This window comes from Apilactobacillus micheneri (assembly GCF_006493595.1).
In the GTDB taxonomy this organism is placed as follows: domain Bacteria; phylum Bacillota; class Bacilli; order Lactobacillales; family Lactobacillaceae; genus Apilactobacillus; species Apilactobacillus micheneri.
In genome coordinates, this window is sequence record NZ_QUBI01000008.1 from 21,260 (window position 1) to 42,085 (window position 20,826).

Here is a 20,826-nt window from a genome sequence, read left to right on the forward strand (position 1 = left end):
AATGCTAGAGTTTAATCGTAAATCAATAATTAAAAATAATATTTTATTATTTATGAGTGATGAAGATAGAAACGATTCTAACGCTTTAAAAATCATTGATTTTACTATTAATAAAGTAGCTCAAGATGTGGCAAGTTTTTGTAATCTTAAAATCAATGAGATTCCTGAAGAATTAGATGGCACTCTTACCAGTTTAACTAATCAATATCTTGATACTCATAAATCACTACCTTCTCAGCAATCAGATTATGATGAATTGCAATCTTTAACCGAAGGAGACGTCAGCTGGACATTTAAAAGCCCAGGTCAAGCTTATCAAGAGCTACAATCAGTTAATACAATTACTGATGATTATGTTGATATTTTGGTTAATTTTAGGAAGTTAAATTTTGACTAATCGTAAAAATATTATTGCTTTAATATGGAAAGACAGAGCCACAATTCATGGTTCAGAAAAAACTAAGGATAATCGTGGTTTTGTTGTAAATAAAGATAAAATCATTTTAGATAATGAACCATGCAAAGTAGTTAAAAAATCATTAGCTAGTGGTAATCAGACTTTCTATGATGAAGTTAAATATAATGCTTTATTACTCATTAGAAATAATTTAGACATTCCTAAAGGGGTAGAAATTGTTATTACTGATATAAATGGTAATAAAACAACATATCAACGTGCTAGTGGTGGTTATACCAATTATTCTACACATCAAGAAATAGCAATGATTTATGATGAGAAGGCATAAACATGAGTGAATTTGGTGATATTGATGATAAGCAATTCAAAGAATTTGTTAAACGAGTAGGTAGTGAAGTTAAAACTAAGGGAATGTTAAAAAAGGCTAGTAATCGGATGAATATTGTTGCTAATTTTGCTTATCGTAATACTGTTAAACTTACTCCAGTTAAAACAGGTACGCTAAGGAGAGCATGGTCTAGATCAGATGTTCAATATACTGGTAATAGCATTGTAGTTAAAATTAGTAATAATGCTAAATATGCTAGTTTTGTTGAAAATGGTCATCGTAAACGTAATGGCAAAGGCTGGGTTGAAGGTCAATTCATGTCAAAACAAGCTCTACAATTAACTGAAGAACAAAAAATGAACAAGACTATGCAAAAAGAATTAGACGGATATCTTAGTAAATTGCTAGGTGGTTAATAATGTTTATAAAACTAATTTTAGATGAGTTATATCGAGTCTTTGGTGCAAATATAACTATATATCGAGAAAACGTGAAAGAAGGTTTTGAAGAACCTTCTTTTTTTGTGCCATCACCCACCTTAATGAGTAAATCAGAGTTAGGAAATAAATATAAAACTAACTATAGTTATCAAATTATTTATTTTCCACATGCTGATCATATTAATGATGATATTGAAGATGCTAGTATGCTTTTTAATTATGGCTTTTTAAATTTAGGTAATTATACTGTTCATAATAAAAATATGACTCAATCGGATAATGCTTTAGTTTTCACTTTTGATTTATATGGTTTGGTAATTCCTAAAGAAGATGATATCAAGATGGAAAGCTTACAAGATAGGAGTTAATTATGGAAGAAGAAAATAATGAAACACCATATGCTGCAAGCTCAGATAATTCTGCAAATGTAGCAAGATATGGCAAAGACTACTTAATCGAAAGTGGTCTTTTTAATTTTGTACAAAGAAATATTTTAAAAATTGTTTTAGATGATTCAACTAAATATTCAATTGATGAAGCTAAACGATTGATTGAAAAATTTGAAAGGGATGAAAAATAATGGCCGGTGGAATTTTTACTTTGCATAATAAGGTAAGACCTGGTGCCTATATTAACACCAAATCAGCTAAACCTATTGCTAAAGATGATAGTCGAGGTATTGTTCTTTTAATGAATGGTGTTCAATATGGCTGGGGCAATAATGGAGTAGTGGAATTAACTTCTGATGCTGATTTTCAATCATTATTAGGAGTTAAAAATAATGATCCATCACTTTTAACTGTTACCGAAGCATTAAAAGGTGCCACTCAAGTATTATTAGTAAATGCTAACGATGGTAATCATGCAAAATATAGTGATGACTCTTTACCATGGACAATCACTGCAAATTATGCAGGAACTAAGGGTAATGATATTACCATTGATTTAATTCAAGACGCCATCGATAATACTAAAATCATTGTTAAAACATTGTTTGGTTTTGATGTTGTTGATACTCAAACCATTAGCATGAATGAACCTAATTATATTCAAAATAATGACTATGTAAGTTTTGAATTAGATAATTCAAAAGCTGATAAATTAAGAGGCTTTGTTGGTCAAAACACTGTTAAATTAACAGGTGGAACTACTAATCCAGTAACTGATTTATCCAAACAAATGAATTTACTAAGTGATGCTATGCAAAAACATCATTTTACAGTAGCAACTACTGCTGGCTTTGATGAAAATAGCAATATTCACGCTTTACTTGTTGAAATGGTCAAAGATTTACGTGATAAACAAGGCTTAAAAGTTACCGCAGTAGTTCCATATAATACTACTAAATATGATTATGAAGCCGTTTCTGTAGTTGAAAATGGTGTTATTTTACAAGACGGCACTATTATTACTCCTACAGTAGCAGCTGCTTACTTTGCTGGTAAATCTAGTAATGTACCTTTGAACGAATCATTAACTTATGCTGATTATGATAATGCTAAACAATCTTATCCAGCTTTAGGTAATGAAGAAATTATTCGTTCACTTAAAAATGGTCATATTGTATTTACTGATCGTCAACAAGGTGGCGTGGTTATTGAACAAGATATTAATTCATTGGTTAACTTTACTGATGAAAAATCTTATCAATTCCACAAAAATCGTGAATTAAGAGCATTAGACGAAATCGCAAATAATACAAAAATGGTATTTGAACGTGATTATATTGGCAAGTCTACTAATAATGCAAGTGGTAGAAATGTATTTAAAGGTGATCGTGTAGAATATTTTAAACAATTAATTGGTAACAATATTATTGGTGATTATGGTGATTTAGAAATTGAAAAAGGTGAAGAAGATGACCAAGTGGTCATTAATTATTCAATTACACCTGTTGATTCTATGGAAAAACTATATAACACCATTACTGTTACTAGATAGGAGGATTAATAAATGGCTGATAATGATTTAATGTCAAGATTTTTAAGCGGAGATAGTGCTATTTCTTCCAAAAATACCAAAGTTGTAATGCGAAGAAATGGACAAATCAGACCATTAATTGCTTGTACAAAGTTCAAGGCAAAGTCTGAAAAGAAAAAAGAAGATGTTAAGACTTTAGGGAACTTTGTTACTCGTAAAAAATATGTAGGTTGGTCTGGAAGCGGAACAATCGGTGGGTATGTAATTGATTCTGAATTGATTAAAAATGAAATTGATTCATTGCATACTGGTAAAGAAACCAGATTTTCAATTATTTCAACAATTTATGGTAATGATGCTCAGGGCGAACAAGTAATCCAACTATCAGAAGTTTCATTGGATGATGTTCCCTTTGCTGATTTAGAGTCTGATGATGGACTAGTTGAATATGAAACTGATTACAGCTTTGAAGATGTAGAGTTACTACAATCAATGACTGGTAATCAAGCACAATAAAAATTTTAGGAGATTTTAAATTATGGATATGAATGACGTAAAAAATGAACAACAGGAACAAAATAAACCTACTGCTGCTACTAATGAAACAACAATTAATGATTTCTTAGCTCAAAATGTTGCAAAGAAAGATAATGTTAAAGTAAAAATGGATCGTTTTAAATCACCATTTGTAGTTAAACCATTAACTGCCACTGAAATGACTGATTTACAAAAACAATGTTCCACTAAAAAGCGTGATAGAAAAACAGGACAAATCATTACTACTATGGATCAAGATTTATTCCAAGATAAAATGATTATTAAAAGTATTGTAACTCCTGATTTAAACAATGAAGAGTTACAACGTTCATATGGAACTATTGCAGATGCAGCAGGTACTTTACACGCTATGCTATATGGTGGTGAATATACTACTTTAGTACAAAAGGTAAATGAAGAATCTGGTTTTGATGCATCTATGGATGATGAAGTTGAAGATGTAAAAAACTAATTGAGGGCGATAATAATAATGATTTTAAATATTACTACTATGCTTTAAACAATTATTATTACACGCCTCAACAATGGGCAGATTTAACTTTTTATGAAAAAGTTATCATAATCGCTTGTATAGATAAGCGAAGCAAAGACGAAGAAAAAGAACGCAAAAAAGCGGAAAGACAAGCTAAAAAATAACTTAGCTTGTCTTTTTTATACATAAAATAATTAATTCATTAATTGAAAGGGGGTGAGAAAAATAGCAACTTTAGAAAGTTTTATAAAAATTGGTGATGGATTTTCAAACCCTTTAAATAAGTTTAATGAAGCACTGGGTAAAGGCATGAGTTCATTAGGAAGAATGAAAAGTTCACTACATTTTAATGGTGATATGAAACCACCAACTGAACAATTTAATGGTTTTAATAGTTCACTAGAAAAATCAAATTCATTATTAAAATCAATGGTTGGAGCTAATTTAATCAGTGGCGGTATAACTAGAGGAATCGGCATGATTACCAATGAAGCTGGATCTATGATTAACGAACTGAATGAAAGTAGTAAAGCCTGGCAAACGTTTGACGGTAATATGAAAATGTTTGGTGCTAGTCAATCTGAGATAGCTTCCGCTAAAAAGGATATGCAACAATACGCACAAGCCACAATTTATAGTTCTAGTGATATGGCTTCCACTTACTCTCAACTAAGAGCTACCGGAGTTAAGAATACCGGCCAATTAGTTAAAGGTTTCGGTGGACTAGCAGCTTCTGCTCAAGACCCTGTTCAAGCAATGAAAACATTATCGCAACAAGGAACGCAGATGGCAGCCAAGCCAACTATTCAATGGCAAGATTTAAAGCTAATGATGGAACAAGCTCCCGCTGGTATATCAGCGGTTGCTAAAACTATGCATATGTCTGCTACTCAAATGCTTCAAGATGTACAAAAGGGGAAAATCAAAACACAAGACTTCTTTAATGCTGTAGCTAAAACTGGTACAGATAAGCAATTTACACATATGGCAACTAACTATAAAACAGTTGGTCAAGCCATGGATGGATTACGTGAAACTTTAGCTAACCAACTACAGCCTGCTTTTGACAAAGTTGGAAAAGTTGGAATTAAGGCAATTAGTAGTCTGATTGATAAGGTTGGAGATTTAAACTTTAATAAAGCTGCAGACAATATTGTACCTGTACTGCAAGGGACTATTAATACGATTGTTGATGGCTTTAATTATGCAAAAGGAGCAGTTAGTGATTTCTTTGAAGGATTTCAAAATACTGGAGCAGTTAAAACTATTAGTAGCACTATTAATACAGTTAAAAATGATTTATCTAGTTTAAATAAATCAATGAGTAGTAATAAATCAGATCCATTTGCTGCCTTTAAATCACTGGGAAAAATATCTGGTGGTGCTATCGGCGGATTAGCTAAAACCGTGGGAGCCTTAGCTGATGATATTAGTAAATTAAATCCTGGCATTATTAAATCCCTAGCATTGGCTTTCATTGCTTTAAAGTTTGGTATGAAAGGACTAGTTTTTACTGCCATTATTGGATTCTTAAATGTAATGAATAGAACTAATCCACAAACAGCAAGAATTATAGCTGGTGGAATATTAGTTTTAGCAGGAGCTTTAGCAGCTTTAAAAACTGCATTAGAAGTTAAACAAGCCTGGAGTTCTTTTAAAGGAATGTTAACAGGCTTTAAAACTCCCAAAGTTCCAAAGACACCAACTCCACCACAAACACCAACTCCGCCAGCTGGAGGTGCAGGACAATGGATTAAATTTGGTTTAGCCATGATTTTAGTTGGAGTGGCAGTGATTGCGGTTGCCACTGGTTTCTACATTATGGCTCAAGCCTCAATTCAATTAGCTAACGCTGGTTGGGGAGCAATTGCTGTAATGGTTGGAATGATTGCAACTGTAGCAATACTAGGTGTAATTGTGGCTACTGTTGGTACTGCTATGATTGCCGGAGCAGTAGGATTTGTAATTTTAGGAGTTGCTTTGCTATTAATAGCTGGTACCGTATGGATCGTATCAGCTGGAATGACCATGTTAGCAGGTGCTTTACCAACTATTGCTCAATATGGACTAATGGCTAGTGTAGGAATTTTAGCATTAGGTGCAGCTATATTAGTGTTTAGTGCTTTAGCTGCTGCTTCAATAATTGGTTTAACAATTTTTAGTGCTGGATTAATTATTTTAGCTGTTGGAATGACCATCGCTGGAGCAGCTGCAGTTATTTTAGCAGCTGGGATTGCATTAGTAGCTGGTGCTTTAATGTTACTAGGTATGGCACTAACAATGGTTGGATCTGGGTTATCTGCAGTTGCAGGAGGTGCTAGAAACTTAGCATCAACTTTTACTTCCATTGTTGGTGGAATGATTACCAGTATCGGTTCAAAAGTAAGAAGTATACCTGGAATTATTAGTAATGGAATTAGTTCAGCAGTTAGTGCTGCAAAAGGCTTTGTTGGTGGATTTATATCAGTTGGTGCTGATTTAATGTCTGGATTAGCTCATGGGATTGCTAGTGGGATTGGTGCCGCTGTTAATGCCGCCAAAAATGCTGCTGGTTCTGTTGTTGGTAAAGTTAAAGGACTATTTCATATCGGATCGCCTTCAAAATTATTCTATAAATATGGTGGTTGGTTGAATGCTGGTTTAGCAAACGGTATTAATGCTAACGCTAGGAAACCAATAGTCGCATCTGGACAAATGAGTAACAACGTAATAGATGCAACTCAATCCATTCAAAATGGAATAGATTTACAACCTGATTCACCATCTAAAAGTACTGATCTAAATAATTCTATTGGTGTTGGGACTGATAATAGTTCAAGCGTTAATAATCGTACTCAAAGCAGTAGTAATAATAAATACGACCATTCTATTAATATTGCCCCTGGTGCTATTCAAGTAAATAGTACTGGCAATGCTAAATACGATGCTGAATCATTGGTTAGTAAAATAGAAGGTTATTTAAAAACAAAAAGTAGAGGAGCATTGAACAATTAATGATCGTAAATGTTTACATCACAAACCACCGTAATAATACGGTGGCTCTTCCTGTTGCACCTAGTGAAGTTAAAGTAACTTTTGAAAACGATAGTTCTACATCCAAGGTTATTGGATTAGGAGAAATTAATCGTTTAGGAGATAGAAAGTTAAAATCTATTAAAATATCTTCATTTTTGCCAATAGATAGTTCAAAGGTTTCATATACAACGGTTAGGAAAAAACATAAATGGAAAAAAGCTAGTAGTTACATCACATTTTTAAAGAATATTCAAGCCAGTAAAAAGCCATGTCGCTTAGTAATTACTGGCTTTAAATTTTCTATGAAAGCAACACTTAATTTCACCTATGGAATGGAAAATGGAATTAACAATGAATACACTTATGAACTAGATTTTACTGAATATCGCAAAATTAAAGCTGATAAAGTTGGAAAAAAACATGGTAAGCAAAGTAATAAAATTGCTAAGCATGGCAAAAAAAGAAATAAACCACAAAATAAAATCAATCGTGGATCAAAAGTTTTAGTTAATGGAATGGCATATTTAACTAACAATGCTACTCATGGAGTAATGATTAGAAAAAGAGAATGCAAAATCACATTAGTATCTAACAAATCTAAACATCCTTACTATGTAGTTACTACTGGCGGCGTAGCTATGGGTTGGGTATCTAAAGGAGCTTTCTTATGATAACTAAATTCATAGTTAAACCACGTTCTGGTGGTAAAGCATATAACTTAAAAAAGTTAGTTACTTCAGTTAAATATACAAACGATATGAATTATTCAGCTGGAGAATTAACCTTTGATATTTTAGAAGTAGCAGATGGATTCGCTATTCATAATGGTGATGTAGTGATGTTTGAATGGAGTAACCATAAAATTTTCAAAGGGTATGTATTCAAATATGATTTTAAAAAAGATAATAGTTATTCAGTTACTGCGTATGATGGATTAAGATACTTTAAATCTAGTGATAGTATGGTTTTTCCTAACAATACATTAGGGCAACGATTTAATACAATTTGTGGATATTTGGGATTATCACATAAAGTGGTATCAATGCCTGGACATAAATTAAAAGCTGAACTTGATGACAATAAAAGTTACTTCAATATGCTTAAAAGTGGTATTGATGCTACTAGAAAAGCAGGAGCTGGTCATTACTTCTTACGAGATAATTACGGAACGGTGGAACTAAGAAAATATCCATATTATCAGCTAAAAATGATGATTGGTGATAAGTCTTTAGTTACTGATTACACTTTATCCCGCAGCATTGATCAAGCTGCTAATGTAGTTAAGGTAGTTAAATCTGCTACTAAAAAGGGGCAAAAGAAAGTAACTACTGAAACAGCAAGTGGCAATACCGTCAAAAAGTGGGGTAAGTTAATTAAAGTTGAACAAAATTCGTCTAAAATGAATGCTGCTCAAATGAAACAACATGCTAAAGATATTTTAAAGTCAGTTAATAAACAAACCAATAGTTTGAAATTAACAGCTATCGGCAATGTTTATTTACAAGCTGGAAATTCCGTTATAGTTAAAATTAAAGATTTAAGTAAAGCTGGAATTGGTACTAAAAAATATTTAATTAGTAAATCAACTCATAATTTTGGTGATGATTATACCGTAGATTTGGAGATGAAAGTTTAAATGGCTGGCGAATGGTTAATTAATCAAATGAATAAACGTGGTGGTCATATAAATGATTATGCTGATATAACATACGGTACAGTCATTAGTCCGAAGCCTTTAAAAGTACAATTATCCGAAAAAATAATTTTAACTGAACCGTTTTTAATTTTAGGTCGCAATGTAGTAGATCATAAAGAAAAAGTAAAAATTAAGAATATAGATTCAACCATGATTATTGATGGTGTTAGTAAAAAAGTAACCATTAAAAATTTAGAAGATAAAATCACGATTGAACAAGCATTGAAAGCTGATGATAAGGTGGCCATGTTCCGCCTTGATGGTGGCCAACAATTTTATATTTTTGAGAAGTTAAGTGATGAGGCTTTGCAAGATGAAAATAGTTAGGTGGTGTAGTAATGGATGAAGATGAAAGCCAAGATGCAATGGATGCCTTAGGGAGTGATTATGAAGAAGTAACCCTAACTAGTCGCACCTATCAAGTTAAAAATGGCCGTGTAATCAATATGATTGATGACTATGAAGCAATGGTGCAGGCGGTTGATAAAATCATGCAGACGGAGCGTTTTGTTTATCCGATATATGATGAGAATTATGGTCATGATCTGACCGATTTAATCGCTAAAGACTTTGACTATATTCAAGTCGAGGCTGAACGCATGTTTGAAGAAGCTCTAAAAGCGGATGACCGTGTAACTGATGTTACGGTGGATGATATTGTACCCAGCGGGAAAGATAGTCTTTTGATTACTGCCATCGTAGATACTATTTTTAACAAGTCCATCAATGTTGAGAAAGGAGTGGATACCAATTAGTCCACAAGACTTAATTACTGATTTAGAAACTAAAGATTTTGATTATTATGTAAATTCAATGTTAGACAATGTTTCTGATGATGTAGATAAAAGACAAGGATCTATTATTTATGATGCGATTGCTCCTGCCGCTATGGAAATGGCCAATCGTAGTACAGATTTAATTAATTATATTAAGCAGTCCCACGTAGCCACGGCCACGGGGGACTTTTTAGACTGGCACGCACAAGACAAAGGGACAAGTCGAGAATTGGCCACTAATGCTAAGGTAACTGCTCATATTGTCGATGATAATAAAAACATTGTTACTAATATTGATATTAATGATAGATTCGCCAGCATAGGTGCTGATACAATTTTCTATTATGTAATTGGCAAAAAAGATAACGGCGATTATCTTTTACAGGCTGAGATACCGGGAACAACACCCAATGGCTATACTGGCCAGCTTCTACCAGTTACGCCTAACGATAGTATTAACTGGGCTGAAATTGTAGAAATTTATGCCCCTGCTAAAGATGATGAAACTGATGATAGTTTAAGAGAACGATTGTTAAGTCCTAATAACTATATTAATTATGGTGGGAATATAACCGACTATCACACCATGTTAGACAATATTAAAGATGTGGGAGCTGTACAGATTTATTCTGCCTGGCAAGGTGGAGGAACTGTTAAACTGGTTATTTTGGACAATAACTTAAATCCAGCTACTGATACGCTTTTGAATGAAGTTAAAGTAACCGTAGACCCACCGAATGAAAGTGGCTTAGGTTATGGACTAGCACCGATTGGCCACCAGGTAACCGTGGTTACGCCAGAAATTTTTGATGTAACAGTTCAAGTACATGTAACTTCTGATGGAAAAATTGGCCTGGATATTTTGCATCAGAATATTAAATCAGCAGTACAAAACTACTTTAATAATTTGAGAAAGTCCTGGTCAAAAGATACTAATTTTCAATACTCGCTAACTATTTATAGATCGCAAATTATGGCTGCCATTTTGCAATTAGAGCATGTGGTTAATGCTGAGATGCCTAAGTTAAATGGAGAAGATAGTGATGTTGATTTAACGTTTACTAATGAAATTTCACAATTACCTAATTTGAAGGATGTGATTATTGATGATTAGTGATTTACAACCCGACTTCTATAAGGATGTTTATGAGTTTGAACAACTGGCCAAAGTTGAAGATAAATCATTTAATAATTTTGATAATTATTTATCACGCCAACTAATTAATTTATTTGTTTCTAAAGCTGATGCAGACGGTATCAGTACCTTAGAAAGCCAATATGGTATTCCTACCGATTCATCTAAGCCTTTAGATGATAGACGTTACCAAGTTTTAATTAGATTATTGCCGCCGCAACCAATCACTTTTAAATATTTTAAGAAAATTCTTAATACTATGAACTTAGATGTAACTCAAAGCGTGGATCACATTAAATCTATCTATAAAGCGGTAGTAGATTCGGATAAAGTTACGATTGCTGATATTAACCGGCTAGAAGATGTGATGAACCGCTATGTACCGGCTAATCTACTAAAAGAGATTTATAAATATCGTTATTCTAAAAGTACCTTTAACTCATATATTGGCGTGGCCAACACCACGACCATATACACACATAGTGATTATAAGAAAGGGGATGTGTAAATGGTTTTAGTATTTAAGGACACCGTTTTGACCAACAAAGGTTTTGATGTATCTAATCGAGCCGCACTAGGTCAAACACCATTTTCAATTTTTAAAGCGGTATCTACTGATACAGACTTGACCAATTACAAAATTGAGGATTTAAAAAATCTCACTAGCTTACCTAATGAGATTGATAGTGGAACTATTTTAGATTATGATTCGCCACAAAATTCTATTAGTGTGATTAACCTTGATTTTAACAATTCACAATTTAAACAAGGTTACACCATTCGGGCGATTGGTTTATATGGTAAGACTGCAAACGGGGATGTATTCCTGCATTCATTAACCGTTAGTGATACCTCGGTTGTAGTTCCCGAAATTAGTGGAAATATTTTTGATGGTGTTAAACATTCCATTTCTATTTTTAGTGGAAACAATAAAAATATGAATGTGAATATCCAACAAACTAGTAATGCCACTGTTAAATATGTAAATGATTCCATTTCTAACATTAGCGATACTATCAAAAATGATATTCAACCAAAGCTAGACGCAAAAGCAGATAAAATCTATTTAGATGAGAAGGTGGACGATATTAGTGAAGAAAATCAGAAAGGCTTTGAGGGATTAGGTAACTTAATCCAACCATTATTAAATATTGATGAAATAAAAAAAGATATTGATAACCGTTTTAAAGGCTACCAAGATGACTTAGATAAAAAGCAAAATGATGTTAGCTTAATCAGTCAAAATAATAAGCTATATTACAACGGTACGCCGGTGTTGATTGCTAATGCTCCTAATCAACCAAAGCTAGATGTAAACATTGATCGTGATACTGGTAATTTAACATATCAAATTACTCCACCTAGTGTTGATGGTGGAGCAAGCATTAGTAACTATCTAATATCGTATAGGTTAATTACTGATGATAACTGGCAAACTAAGCAGATTGATGGTAACACATTATACGGACAGATTGCTGGACTACAAAGAGGTCAAACTTATCAATTTAAAGTTATAGCTACAAATTATGCCGGTAAATCAATCGAAAGTGAAACTAAACAAATCTTAACAGCTATCGCTCCAAGAGGTGTCAAAATAAATATAACAAATGCGGTAGGTGCATTTAGCTATGAAATAAGTGTAGAAGATGATGGGGGGGCTAAACAGTAATTATTATCAAATTCTATATAAAAAGGCAAATGAAGATGTTTGGTATTCAGTCGATCATTTGAATGAAAATGGAAGTTTACCTCAGATAGATGTTTCTGCAACATATCAATTTAAAGCTAAGGCCGGAAACGCAGCAGGCATAAGTGAAGAAAGCTCAATTATTACATCTCATTTATATGCAAGCGGTTTTAATTTATTCAACCAAAAAACTGGATTTTTAGGAACCGATGCAGATACACCAAATGTAAGCTCATCTGTAGGAATTGTTACACATAATAAACCAGTAATTAATTTACCAAAAGACTTAAATGGAGAATTCGGTATAAAAATATATATCAGTGCAGTGTATTGGTACAAAGCTAATCAATGGTTCACTAGTGGAAATGATGATAAAAGAGGCAGTGATATATTGTCTATTATAAACACTCCATTAACAGTAACCAAAGAACAGTTAAGAAATAACTCAATGGTAGAATTATCAAACCAATTTAATACTGGAGAAAAAAGTACTGCTAAAAGTTTGAAAGTCCAAGTTATAAATGGAACCATAAAGTTCTATAACGTTTATGGAAATGATACTGATATGAATTACTGTGTTTGGAGCAGTAGGAATGGTACATTCGCTGTTTTAGAAAAAATAGAAATATTGTAAGGAGGTTAAACAATGATAAGATATGCAAAATTACCAGATGGGCTAATAAACACAAGTGTAGAACAATTAAATCCAATAGAATTGGAAGATAAAACAATTTTCTATGGTCTAAAATTTACGCCTGTTAAAGAAATAGAAAATCCTAATTATAATCAAGGGCAAAAAAATAGTACTGGATCAGAAATTAATAAAACTATTATGGTTAAAGATGATTCTAAAAATGTTTACTATGATGAAATTACACAGAAAATTATGGATAAAGAATCACAAGATAAAGTTATCCAAGATGTGCAAGATGGCAAATATACTAAAAATATGGACTTCTCAAACGTAGTTGTTGAACTAGCTAAACAAAAGCAATTTAATGCTAATCTAATTGTTCAAATTGCACAATTAAAAAATCAGCAAACAGGAGGCAACACAAATGTTTAAACAATATATTATAGATAATTACCAATGCTTTAATGATAGTGGCTTACAAGAATGCTTAAATGCCGGATTTATTTCTAAAGATGACTACAATGATATTTATAAATTAAAGCATCCAGAAACTAAAGAAACCCCCGCAGAAAACGGGGGTGGAACAGGGACACCAACTAATTAATAGTTGATGTCCTATTTTTATGCACATTATTCACGGAATGTTGATGTACCTTTTTGATGATAATGGGCTTCATATCGTGCGTTGGTACTTAATCATGGTCATGTTAGATACACTCTTAGGAACCGTTAGAAGTGCCATGAAGTCGCACCTTAGATCCCGCACCTATTTAAAGGGTATTTATATCAAATTATTAAGTATAACGGGAATCATTGTAGCCAATGCCCTAGATGATATGTTGGTAAATTACATGAAGATAAACGTTGGTTTTGATGTTTCTGATATGTTCGCAGTTGCCCTAGTGGGTTATGAAGCGTTAAGCATACTAGAAAATATGCACCAAATGGGCATCTTTACCGGAAAGCTACAAGATATACTAGACAAGTTCTTTGATGATTCTAAACCAGAAAAATAAATTTTAAGGAGAGTTTTATTATGCAAGATATGTTAGTAGATGCAGTTGCAATTATTGGTGTTACAGGATTTTTAGTTATTTTAGGATTTTTAGCAAGACTGACCAGCCGCTACTTAAAAGCTAAAGCGGAATCTACCGAAAACTTAAAACAAAAGCATGAGTTAGAAATGGCCAGCGAAGGCTTAAATTATTTAGCTAATGCTGCCGAATCATGCGTAACTTATTTAGATAAGTTCCCGGCTGGTAGTCAAGAAAAGAAAGCCAAAGCACTAGGTCATTTAACAGAGGTGGCCAATAATCATGGCTTAACTGTAACTAGTGCCGCTATGGATGGAATGATTGAACAAGCAGTAATTAATTTACGAGTAAAGCAAGGTCTACCCTTGCCAGATAACACTCAACAAGGTACTCAAAACCAAACAGAAAATAATAATGCTGCTTTTATGAATCCAGATAATAATGATCCATCAGAAAATGGTAAACAACAAAGACCACAAGTTAAAGGAGATGTTAAATAATGGTTAAAATCAGAGCTGATTTAGCAGTATATCAAGGGAGTTCAGCAGGATATATTAAAGAGCTTAAACGTAATCATGGGGTTACTTTTACTAGCGTTCAATTATCCTATGGTGCTAATCCCTATTATGATAACCGTAATTCTAAAGCTCAAATTTTAAACTCCTTTGATGTACTAGGAGAAGTAGGAGCTTATCATTTCTATCTAGGTAGTCCAGTTTCTGAGGCTAAACACTTCTTAGCACGAGTGAAAGAACATGGATTGGATCATAATACCGAGTTAATGTTAGATGTGGAAGGCAGCTTAAGCGGTAATATTGTAGCTCAAATTAATACTTTCTTAGATGCTTTATATAATGCCGGTTTTCATAACTTAGCGGTATATTATAACGAAAGTTTAGGTTCAACTATTAATCATAAGAATCTACACCACAAACCTAAAATTTGGGTTGCTAGTTATAGTCATAAACCTAATTGTTACTTTGATATGTGGCAATATACACAATCTGCTCAAACGTCCACTGGTGGTTTAGATTTAAGTTGGGACTACTCAAAATCAGTAGCACCAGATACTTACTTAAAACACGGTAGCCGCTTTAAAGTGATTGCTGATGGTGGTTTAGCAGTTAGCAAAGATATTGCACTAAAGCACCACCGCAAAGTCTATTTTGGTAAAAATACCGTTGTTTATGGCAAGGTAGAACCTTATGGAAAATCAACAAGGGTTAGAACCAATTTAGGTTATATTAGTGGTAACACTAAGTGGGTTAAATTAATTTAATAGACAAACCAAAAGAGGCCATTCCTATTTACTTAGGAGTGGCCTCTTTTGGTTTTTTTATACATTTACAGATGTATTTATCTATACTTTTTATAATTGCTTTTGTAACTAAAATGTTTAATAGAATTATAAAAAATACATAAAGTACAACATATATATAAGGATGGTCTATAGAAAAAACTTTTAAAAGATAATCATATTTTGAAAATATGTAAGCAAATATAAGCAAAGGAATCATTATATTAAACCTAAGTTCTAAGTAACTGAAATTTTTGTCTATAATATTATCCACTACCGAGTCATTGCTATTATATTTTACAGATGCTTTAACATATGTTTTAGCTGAATTATAAGCAAAGTATATAAATGAAAATATAGTAAAAATAAGCAATGAAGGACTTGATATTTTATCCGAAATATAACTGGAAAAAAATATCACAATTATTGGTGGTAATATATAAAACACTGCACTATTTAAATAGTGCAAATGCAATTTATTTAAAAGATTTGTAGAATTAGGAGCTTCTTTGTTATTTATATTATTGCGTTTTTCTACTTCTTCCTCGTTCATAAATTTTATTGGGGTAAAAATATAATTCTTAATTTTTGAAAAAATACTGTTCAATGGATTTTCCTTCTTTGTTTAAATTATTAAAAATTTGTTTTTAATAATGTTTCGATGATAAAATATAACTAATTATTAAATAAGGAATGATACGATGAATTTTGTAACTTTAGACTACTTTTTTAGAGACGATGATTATAAGCAAGATTTTAAAAATGTAATATTAAATACACCATTAGACATTATTAATCCAGTGAAAGAAAATGATCATTTTTATGAATCTATAGATGATGGTGAGCCACAAGCTGTTTTAACAACTGATATTCACTTCATTTTTAAACCTTATGATGATTACAGCAAAAAAGTATTTAAACATTTTTATAATAAAATCAATAAAGCATACGATAATGCTAAGGAAGATGATTTTGTCATGATGCCTATCGTTATCGATTTTCAACATGATAAAGGATTATTCAATAAAAATGATTCTGGAGTTTTCATAAATAAATTATGTGATGCTCTAGAACATAGTAACTTCAAAGTTAGTAAAGATCTTAAAAAGATTATGGAATGTGGAGGATTTAATTCTAATATTTTAGATGCAAATAGCTCCAACAATGCTCTTCCATTTACCAGAACAGGCTTTAATGTATCTATAAAAATTTTAGGTGCTGATCCATTCATAGTTTAAAATAATTTATTAATGCTGCTTTTTTAAGCAGCATTTTTTATATTATTCCATTTTCATTATCCAAAAATCTTAAATTAACAAGTTGTATTCTTCTCTCTAATAAAAGTTTATGTAACAAATTTTTGCCATGATTTTTGTTATCTAAGGTTTCTCCATATTCATTTATTAGTTTAAATACTTTAATTTTTTGTGAATTTCTTCTTGAAAAGTCTATATTTTCGAATTTATCTTTATATTTAGCATCATCTGAAGTGATCTCCATTAATTCTTGCTTTTGACATGCGTATTCTGCATAAACAAAAGTTAACTTCACATTACTCTCGTAAATATGATAGTAATCAAATATTGATTGAAAATAAGAATAGTCAGCTTCGCCTAATGAATGTCCAAAAAATAAAATATTTTTAATATGAATGTCTAGTATCTTATCAGATTTTCTTCCACTGAAATCTAATAATCTACTAGTTTTAGTAAACTTATCTATTTTAACTTTATCCTCATAATTTATATTAACATTGTTCTCATAATTTGAATCTATACCTAATATAATTGGACTATATTTATTGTTATATCTTGAAGAGTTCCTAAAACTACCATGAATATTAACAAAATTTTTTAAACGATTGACTTTATTAAAATCTTTATCTAATAAAGTAGAATAATTGAAATCTAAAACATTACTGAAATAATTTCCGCATAACTTATTAAGCATTTCTATATTTTTATTAAAATAATTATTTTTTGAAACATTATTATAAATATATTTTGAAAAATCTTTTTCAAATTTTTTTAACTCATCTAACAAGAAATATGATATTTCTTGTTTTTTATAATTAAATAATTTTATAGCTAAAAAAATAAACAATTGTTCGTTATTAATCGTTACATTTAAATTTTTTTTATCTAGTAATTCTTGATACAAATCTATATTTAGATATAAATCTTTTTTGTTGAATTTTTCGGTCAAAAAATTTTTTATTGTTTTTTCAATATCATACCATTTTGCATCTTTTTTTGATTTCCAGATCAATATAAAAAGCCAAAAGTTAGAATCGTTGATTATATTTTCTGATTTATATTTATATTCTATATCTTTAATCTTTGACTCAAAATTAGCATATAGATGTTTTTTATTTAATATATCATTATAATAATCTTTAACATTATTTATTCTTTTTATAATTCCAATCTGTCCTTGTAAATGATTTACATAATTAACAAATTTAGACTTTAACCCATTATGTATATCAGCACCATTTCCTAATATTATTAGTCTTTCTGTTTCTTCATTCATATTTTTATCTCCTTTAATATATATTAAAGTTATTATCTATCAAGTTTTATTAATGGAATGTTGAAATTCTTAGTATTCCTATACATTTTGCAATGGCGTTCAATACTCATATAATCACCTACTGCATCTGTAAAGAACTCATGTAGTGATTTAGTGATATAACCAGCTACATTTTTAATGGACTTAGTGCATCTGGTTTTAATAATTAATGACTTCATAAATTCAGTTAATTCGGGCATTAAGTTAATGTTATTTTCAAATCTAAGAGCATCTTTTGCCTCTGGTTTACCATTTTTTACTAATTTAGCTATAACTGTTTTTTTTGCCTTAAAAATCAATTTTGCATAGTTATAAAGAACTCCTGTATTTTCTGAATACTTAACTAAAATGTTAATTAAATCATGGCCAAAACATGCTTTTTGTTTTAATGAATCTACTAGATTTTGCATTCTATCGAAACCAGAAACGTGAATAGTTTTACTTTCTTCATGGCCAACCTCAGTTTTGGACATGTCAATTTGCTCATTTTTTGATGATTTACATGTTACATTTGTTTCACTTGTATATGATTGTTTAAAGTTAGTTTGACTCTGGTTGCAATTTGCGTTTTCCGTAGTTGCATTTTGCTCTTTAAGGTCTGAGTTAAGATTGTAATATTTAGGCAAAAAGTAAATATTAGCAGCATTCTTTTGGCGTTCTACAATTAACCAACCTTTATTTTCAATATTAGTTAATGCTCTAGTAATAGTGTCTTTAGAAACGTTAATAGTTGCTGCTAACGATTCACGTAAGCATTTAACAAAAACCATGTCATTTTTAACCCAACCATTTTTATAACTTAAATTTCCATAATCATATAGATGATTTAAAATTGAAACTTCCGTTGGTTTAAATCCTGCTTTTTCAAATGCGTTAAAATTTTTTGTAAATTGTGTATTCATTGTGTTTATCTCCTCTTTGATATTCACAATGTACATGCTATAATATATGTATAAGTTGAAAACATATCAGTGCCTTTTGTGCATTGTAAATATTTTTATTTAGAAGTTGTCCATGCCAGTGGATAACTTCTTTTTTATTTATGTAATTACAATAACCCTTATATCAATGATTGTAAATAGAAAATTGTTAGAATATAGAACTATAGTTCTATAGAATTATATAACTATAGATATATAGAACTATAGAACTTATTATATCAATTGTTGACAATGTTTCTATAGAATTATAGAATTATAGAAGAATAGAACTATAGAAAAAATAGGAGAAAAAATTATGGCAATAACAATTACAACTGGTAACTTTAAGGGTGGAGTTGGGAAAACAACTAATGCCACTATGCTTGCTTATACTTTGTCTAAAAAAGGTAAAAAAGTTTTATTAGTCGATTTAGATCCTCAAGCTAATGCAACTGCTTTAATGTTTACCACTATGCAAAAAGTTTATGGTATTGAACCAGATTTTGAAGAAACATTAGAAACCGCATTAACAAGTGGGAGTTTATCTGATGCATTGATTAATGTGCATGATAATTTAGACTTGCTTCCTTCATATGAAGATTTACAAGGATATGAAAGATTTTTAAGTGATACTTTTGATGATGATTATTCACAAGATCATTATTTCAATAAGTTATTATCTAAGATAAAAGATAATTATGATTATGTTATTTTGGACGTTCCACCACAGTTGAATAGATTTACTGATTCAGCTTTAGTAGCTAGTGATTATGTAATAATTATTTTGCAAACACAAGAACGTTCATTAACTGGTGCTGAAACTTATGCTCGTCATTTACTACAAATTCGAGATGACTATGATTTAGGATTAGATTTATTAGGTGTTTTACCTGTTTTACAACAAAATGGTAATACCACAGATGTTGAAGTTATTGATGATGCAATAAAGAGTTTTGGTAAAGACAATATGTTCCAAACACAAATAAAACAAATGGCTAGATTAAAAAGATTTGATAGAACTGGAATTACATCTCAGCATAATAGTCAATACGATAGAAAAGTACATCATGTATACAAAGAATTGTGCAAAGAAATGGAAAACAGAATAGAAAAATTTAAAAAAGGAAATGATTAATTATGGCTGGATTAGATAGTTTAAAAGGAAAAGAATTTAAACATAGCAAGCCAGATACTTCTAAACCAGAAACTATAAAACCTAAGAAATCTGAAACTCCACATAGAACTATGCCAGATGATCAGATATTGGTTCATTATAAAGGTAGACTGACTAGTAAATACACTCCTAAATCTGTTCAAATGCAAGCAGATTCTCATATGGCTTTAAAGCAAATAAGTATATCTGAAAATAAACCAATGCGTGAGGTAGTTAATGAAGTTATTGAAAACTATATTAAAGACATGCCAGACACCCAGAAAAAGCTTATATTGCCACAGATTAGAGCAATACAAAATACAATGCCAGAAGATAATCTATAGTTCTATAGAAATATAAAACTATAGATATATAGAAATATAAAACAGGAGAAATCGTAATGAGATATGTAAAAATAGATGATGAAGTAAATGCTGTTTTAGAAGGTATTTTGTTATCAGGTATTGCAGATAATGAGAATGATGCTATGAGAATTATGGCTAATTCATATTTGGAAAGACAAAATTTAAAATCTAAGAAAGATTTTAATAGAGTAGAAAAAATAGCTATGCTTTCTTTAAAGTCTAAAAATAAATAATATGTATACAATACACAGTATACTGTATACGAAAAAAGGAGCCATTAGGCTCCTTTTTATATTGCCATAAATTATTTCCAGTATTATTATTAAATATGTATAAAATTATAGGAGGAGATTTATTATTTTACAGAAGAAGTCATTGTTAGGATTAACATTGTCATTTATATTTGC

At 31.0% G+C, this 20,826-nt stretch carries 29 protein-coding genes; 26 read left to right on the top strand and 3 right to left on the bottom strand.

Annotated elements, in window-relative coordinates; translation table 11 throughout:
* Window position 1 precedes the first annotated feature (1 nt).
* The 22 genes from DY123_RS07135 to DY123_RS07240 all read left to right on the top strand — a co-directional run bounded on the left by DY123_RS07135 (window position 2) and on the right by DY123_RS07240 (window position 15,392).
* Window positions 2-397 carry a hypothetical protein gene (locus DY123_RS07135; protein ID WP_140936499.1) on the top strand — a complete coding sequence of 132 codons (396 nt, stop codon included), beginning with the start codon at window positions 2-4 and terminating at the stop codon, window positions 395-397.
* Complete coding sequence (locus DY123_RS07140; protein WP_225427241.1) at window positions 390-746, top strand: hypothetical protein; 357 nt, start codon at window positions 390-392, stop codon at window positions 744-746. Before DY123_RS07135 ends, DY123_RS07140 begins: the two co-directional genes overlap by 8 nt.
* 2 nt (window positions 747-748) lie before the next feature.
* Window positions 749-1,162, top strand: a complete 414-nt coding sequence (locus tag DY123_RS07145) for an HK97 gp10 family phage protein (RefSeq protein ID WP_140936501.1) — start codon at window positions 749-751, stop codon at window positions 1,160-1,162.
* A gap of 2 nt (window positions 1,163-1,164) precedes the next feature.
* Window positions 1,165-1,554 (top strand): phage tail terminator family protein, encoded by a 390-nt coding sequence (locus tag DY123_RS07150; RefSeq protein WP_140936502.1) that lies wholly within the window; start codon window positions 1,165-1,167, stop codon window positions 1,552-1,554.
* 2 nt (window positions 1,555-1,556) lie between these two features.
* Window positions 1,557-1,766: a hypothetical protein gene (locus DY123_RS07155; RefSeq protein ID WP_140936503.1), complete on the top strand. Its 210-nt coding sequence runs from the start codon at window positions 1,557-1,559 to the stop codon at window positions 1,764-1,766.
* A complete protein-coding gene (locus tag DY123_RS07160) occupies window positions 1,766-3,127 on the top strand; it encodes a phage tail sheath C-terminal domain-containing protein (RefSeq protein ID WP_140936504.1) in 1,362 nt (453 codons plus the stop codon). Before DY123_RS07155 ends, DY123_RS07160 begins: the two co-directional genes overlap by 1 nt.
* A 12-nt stretch (window positions 3,128-3,139) precedes the next feature.
* Window positions 3,140-3,622 (top strand): phage tail tube protein, encoded by a 483-nt coding sequence (locus DY123_RS07165; protein ID WP_140936505.1) that lies wholly within the window; start codon window positions 3,140-3,142, stop codon window positions 3,620-3,622.
* Between the two features lie 22 nt (window positions 3,623-3,644).
* Complete coding sequence (locus DY123_RS07170; protein ID WP_140936506.1) at window positions 3,645-4,115, top strand: phage tail assembly chaperone; 471 nt, start codon at window positions 3,645-3,647, stop codon at window positions 4,113-4,115.
* Window positions 4,116-4,352: 237 nt separating this feature from the next.
* Window positions 4,353-7,130, top strand: a complete 2,778-nt coding sequence (locus DY123_RS07175) for a tape measure protein (RefSeq protein WP_140936507.1) — start codon at window positions 4,353-4,355, stop codon at window positions 7,128-7,130.
* On the top strand, window positions 7,130-7,822 hold the full coding sequence (locus DY123_RS07180; protein WP_140936508.1) for a hypothetical protein: 693 nt from the start codon (window positions 7,130-7,132) through the stop codon (window positions 7,820-7,822). The genes DY123_RS07175 and DY123_RS07180 overlap by 1 nt, the downstream gene beginning before the upstream one ends.
* Window positions 7,819-8,787 (top strand): XkdQ/YqbQ family protein, encoded by a 969-nt coding sequence (locus DY123_RS07185; RefSeq protein WP_140936509.1) that lies wholly within the window; start codon window positions 7,819-7,821, stop codon window positions 8,785-8,787. Before DY123_RS07180 ends, DY123_RS07185 begins: the two co-directional genes overlap by 4 nt.
* Window positions 8,788-9,174: a DUF2577 domain-containing protein gene (locus tag DY123_RS07190; protein WP_140936510.1), complete on the top strand. Its 387-nt coding sequence runs from the start codon at window positions 8,788-8,790 to the stop codon at window positions 9,172-9,174.
* 11 nt (window positions 9,175-9,185) lie between these two features.
* The gene (locus DY123_RS07195; RefSeq protein WP_225427243.1) at window positions 9,186-9,602 is read left to right on the top strand and encodes a DUF2634 domain-containing protein; all 417 of its coding nucleotides are present in this window, start codon (window positions 9,186-9,188) and stop codon (window positions 9,600-9,602) included.
* Window positions 9,574-10,737, top strand: a complete 1,164-nt coding sequence (locus tag DY123_RS07200) for a baseplate J/gp47 family protein (protein WP_225427245.1) — start codon at window positions 9,574-9,576, stop codon at window positions 10,735-10,737. The genes DY123_RS07195 and DY123_RS07200 overlap by 29 nt, the downstream gene beginning before the upstream one ends.
* The gene (locus tag DY123_RS07205; protein WP_225427246.1) at window positions 10,730-11,266 is read left to right on the top strand and encodes a putative phage tail protein; all 537 of its coding nucleotides are present in this window, start codon (window positions 10,730-10,732) and stop codon (window positions 11,264-11,266) included. Before DY123_RS07200 ends, DY123_RS07205 begins: the two co-directional genes overlap by 8 nt.
* Window positions 11,267-12,427: a fibronectin type III domain-containing protein gene (locus DY123_RS07210; protein WP_140936512.1), complete on the top strand. Its 1,161-nt coding sequence runs from the start codon at window positions 11,267-11,269 to the stop codon at window positions 12,425-12,427.
* The gene (locus DY123_RS07215) at window positions 12,405-13,079 is read left to right on the top strand and encodes a hypothetical protein (RefSeq protein WP_140936513.1); all 675 of its coding nucleotides are present in this window, start codon (window positions 12,405-12,407) and stop codon (window positions 13,077-13,079) included. Before DY123_RS07210 ends, DY123_RS07215 begins: the two co-directional genes overlap by 23 nt.
* 12 nt (window positions 13,080-13,091) lie before the next feature.
* Window positions 13,092-13,511 carry a hypothetical protein gene (locus tag DY123_RS07220; RefSeq protein ID WP_140936514.1) on the top strand — a complete coding sequence of 140 codons (420 nt, stop codon included), beginning with the start codon at window positions 13,092-13,094 and terminating at the stop codon, window positions 13,509-13,511.
* Entirely contained in the window at window positions 13,504-13,683 is a 180-nt protein-coding gene (locus tag DY123_RS07225) for a hypothetical protein (RefSeq protein WP_140936515.1), read from the top strand. Before DY123_RS07220 ends, DY123_RS07225 begins: the two co-directional genes overlap by 8 nt.
* Window positions 13,684-13,720: 37 nt before the next feature.
* The gene (locus tag DY123_RS07230; protein WP_181401253.1) at window positions 13,721-14,095 is read left to right on the top strand and encodes a phage holin family protein; all 375 of its coding nucleotides are present in this window, start codon (window positions 13,721-13,723) and stop codon (window positions 14,093-14,095) included.
* Between the two features lie 20 nt (window positions 14,096-14,115).
* A complete protein-coding gene (locus DY123_RS07235) occupies window positions 14,116-14,613 on the top strand; it encodes a phage holin, LLH family (RefSeq protein ID WP_140936517.1) in 498 nt (165 codons plus the stop codon).
* Window positions 14,613-15,392 (top strand): GH25 family lysozyme, encoded by a 780-nt coding sequence (locus tag DY123_RS07240; RefSeq protein ID WP_140936518.1) that lies wholly within the window; start codon window positions 14,613-14,615, stop codon window positions 15,390-15,392. Before DY123_RS07235 ends, DY123_RS07240 begins: the two co-directional genes overlap by 1 nt.
* Window positions 15,393-15,420: 28 nt before the next feature.
* Here DY123_RS07240 and DY123_RS07245 read toward each other — a convergent pair whose 3' ends face one another.
* Window positions 15,421-16,017, bottom strand: a complete 597-nt coding sequence (locus DY123_RS07245; RefSeq protein WP_140936519.1) for a hypothetical protein — start codon at window positions 16,015-16,017, stop codon at window positions 15,421-15,423.
* A gap of 94 nt (window positions 16,018-16,111) precedes the next feature.
* On the opposite strand from DY123_RS07245, the gene DY123_RS07250 reads away from it, so the two are divergent.
* Window positions 16,112-16,648, top strand: a complete 537-nt coding sequence (locus tag DY123_RS07250) for a hypothetical protein (RefSeq protein ID WP_140936520.1) — start codon at window positions 16,112-16,114, stop codon at window positions 16,646-16,648.
* 37 nt (window positions 16,649-16,685) lie between these two features.
* Here DY123_RS07250 and DY123_RS07255 read toward each other — a convergent pair whose 3' ends face one another.
* A complete protein-coding gene (locus DY123_RS07255) occupies window positions 16,686-17,942 on the bottom strand; it encodes an AbiH family protein (protein ID WP_140936521.1) in 1,257 nt (418 codons plus the stop codon).
* Between the two features lie 32 nt (window positions 17,943-17,974).
* Window positions 17,975-18,883 carry a MarR family transcriptional regulator gene (locus DY123_RS07260; protein ID WP_140936522.1) on the bottom strand — a complete coding sequence of 303 codons (909 nt, stop codon included), beginning with the start codon at window positions 18,881-18,883 and terminating at the stop codon, window positions 17,975-17,977.
* A 334-nt stretch (window positions 18,884-19,217) separates the two neighbouring features.
* Here DY123_RS07260 and DY123_RS07265 point away from each other — a divergent pair, with 334 nt between their 5' ends.
* Genes DY123_RS07265 through DY123_RS07275 form a run of 3 tightly spaced genes read left to right on the top strand, consistent with a single transcriptional unit; the run spans window position 19,218 to window position 20,652 of the window.
* Complete coding sequence (locus tag DY123_RS07265) at window positions 19,218-20,036, top strand: ParA family protein (protein ID WP_140936523.1); 819 nt, start codon at window positions 19,218-19,220, stop codon at window positions 20,034-20,036.
* A gap of 2 nt (window positions 20,037-20,038) precedes the next feature.
* A complete protein-coding gene (locus tag DY123_RS07270) occupies window positions 20,039-20,398 on the top strand; it encodes a hypothetical protein (protein ID WP_140936524.1) in 360 nt (119 codons plus the stop codon).
* A 56-nt stretch (window positions 20,399-20,454) separates the two neighbouring features.
* The gene (locus tag DY123_RS07275; protein ID WP_140936525.1) at window positions 20,455-20,652 is read left to right on the top strand and encodes a hypothetical protein; all 198 of its coding nucleotides are present in this window, start codon (window positions 20,455-20,457) and stop codon (window positions 20,650-20,652) included.
* Window positions 20,653-20,826: the final 174 nt, after the last annotated feature.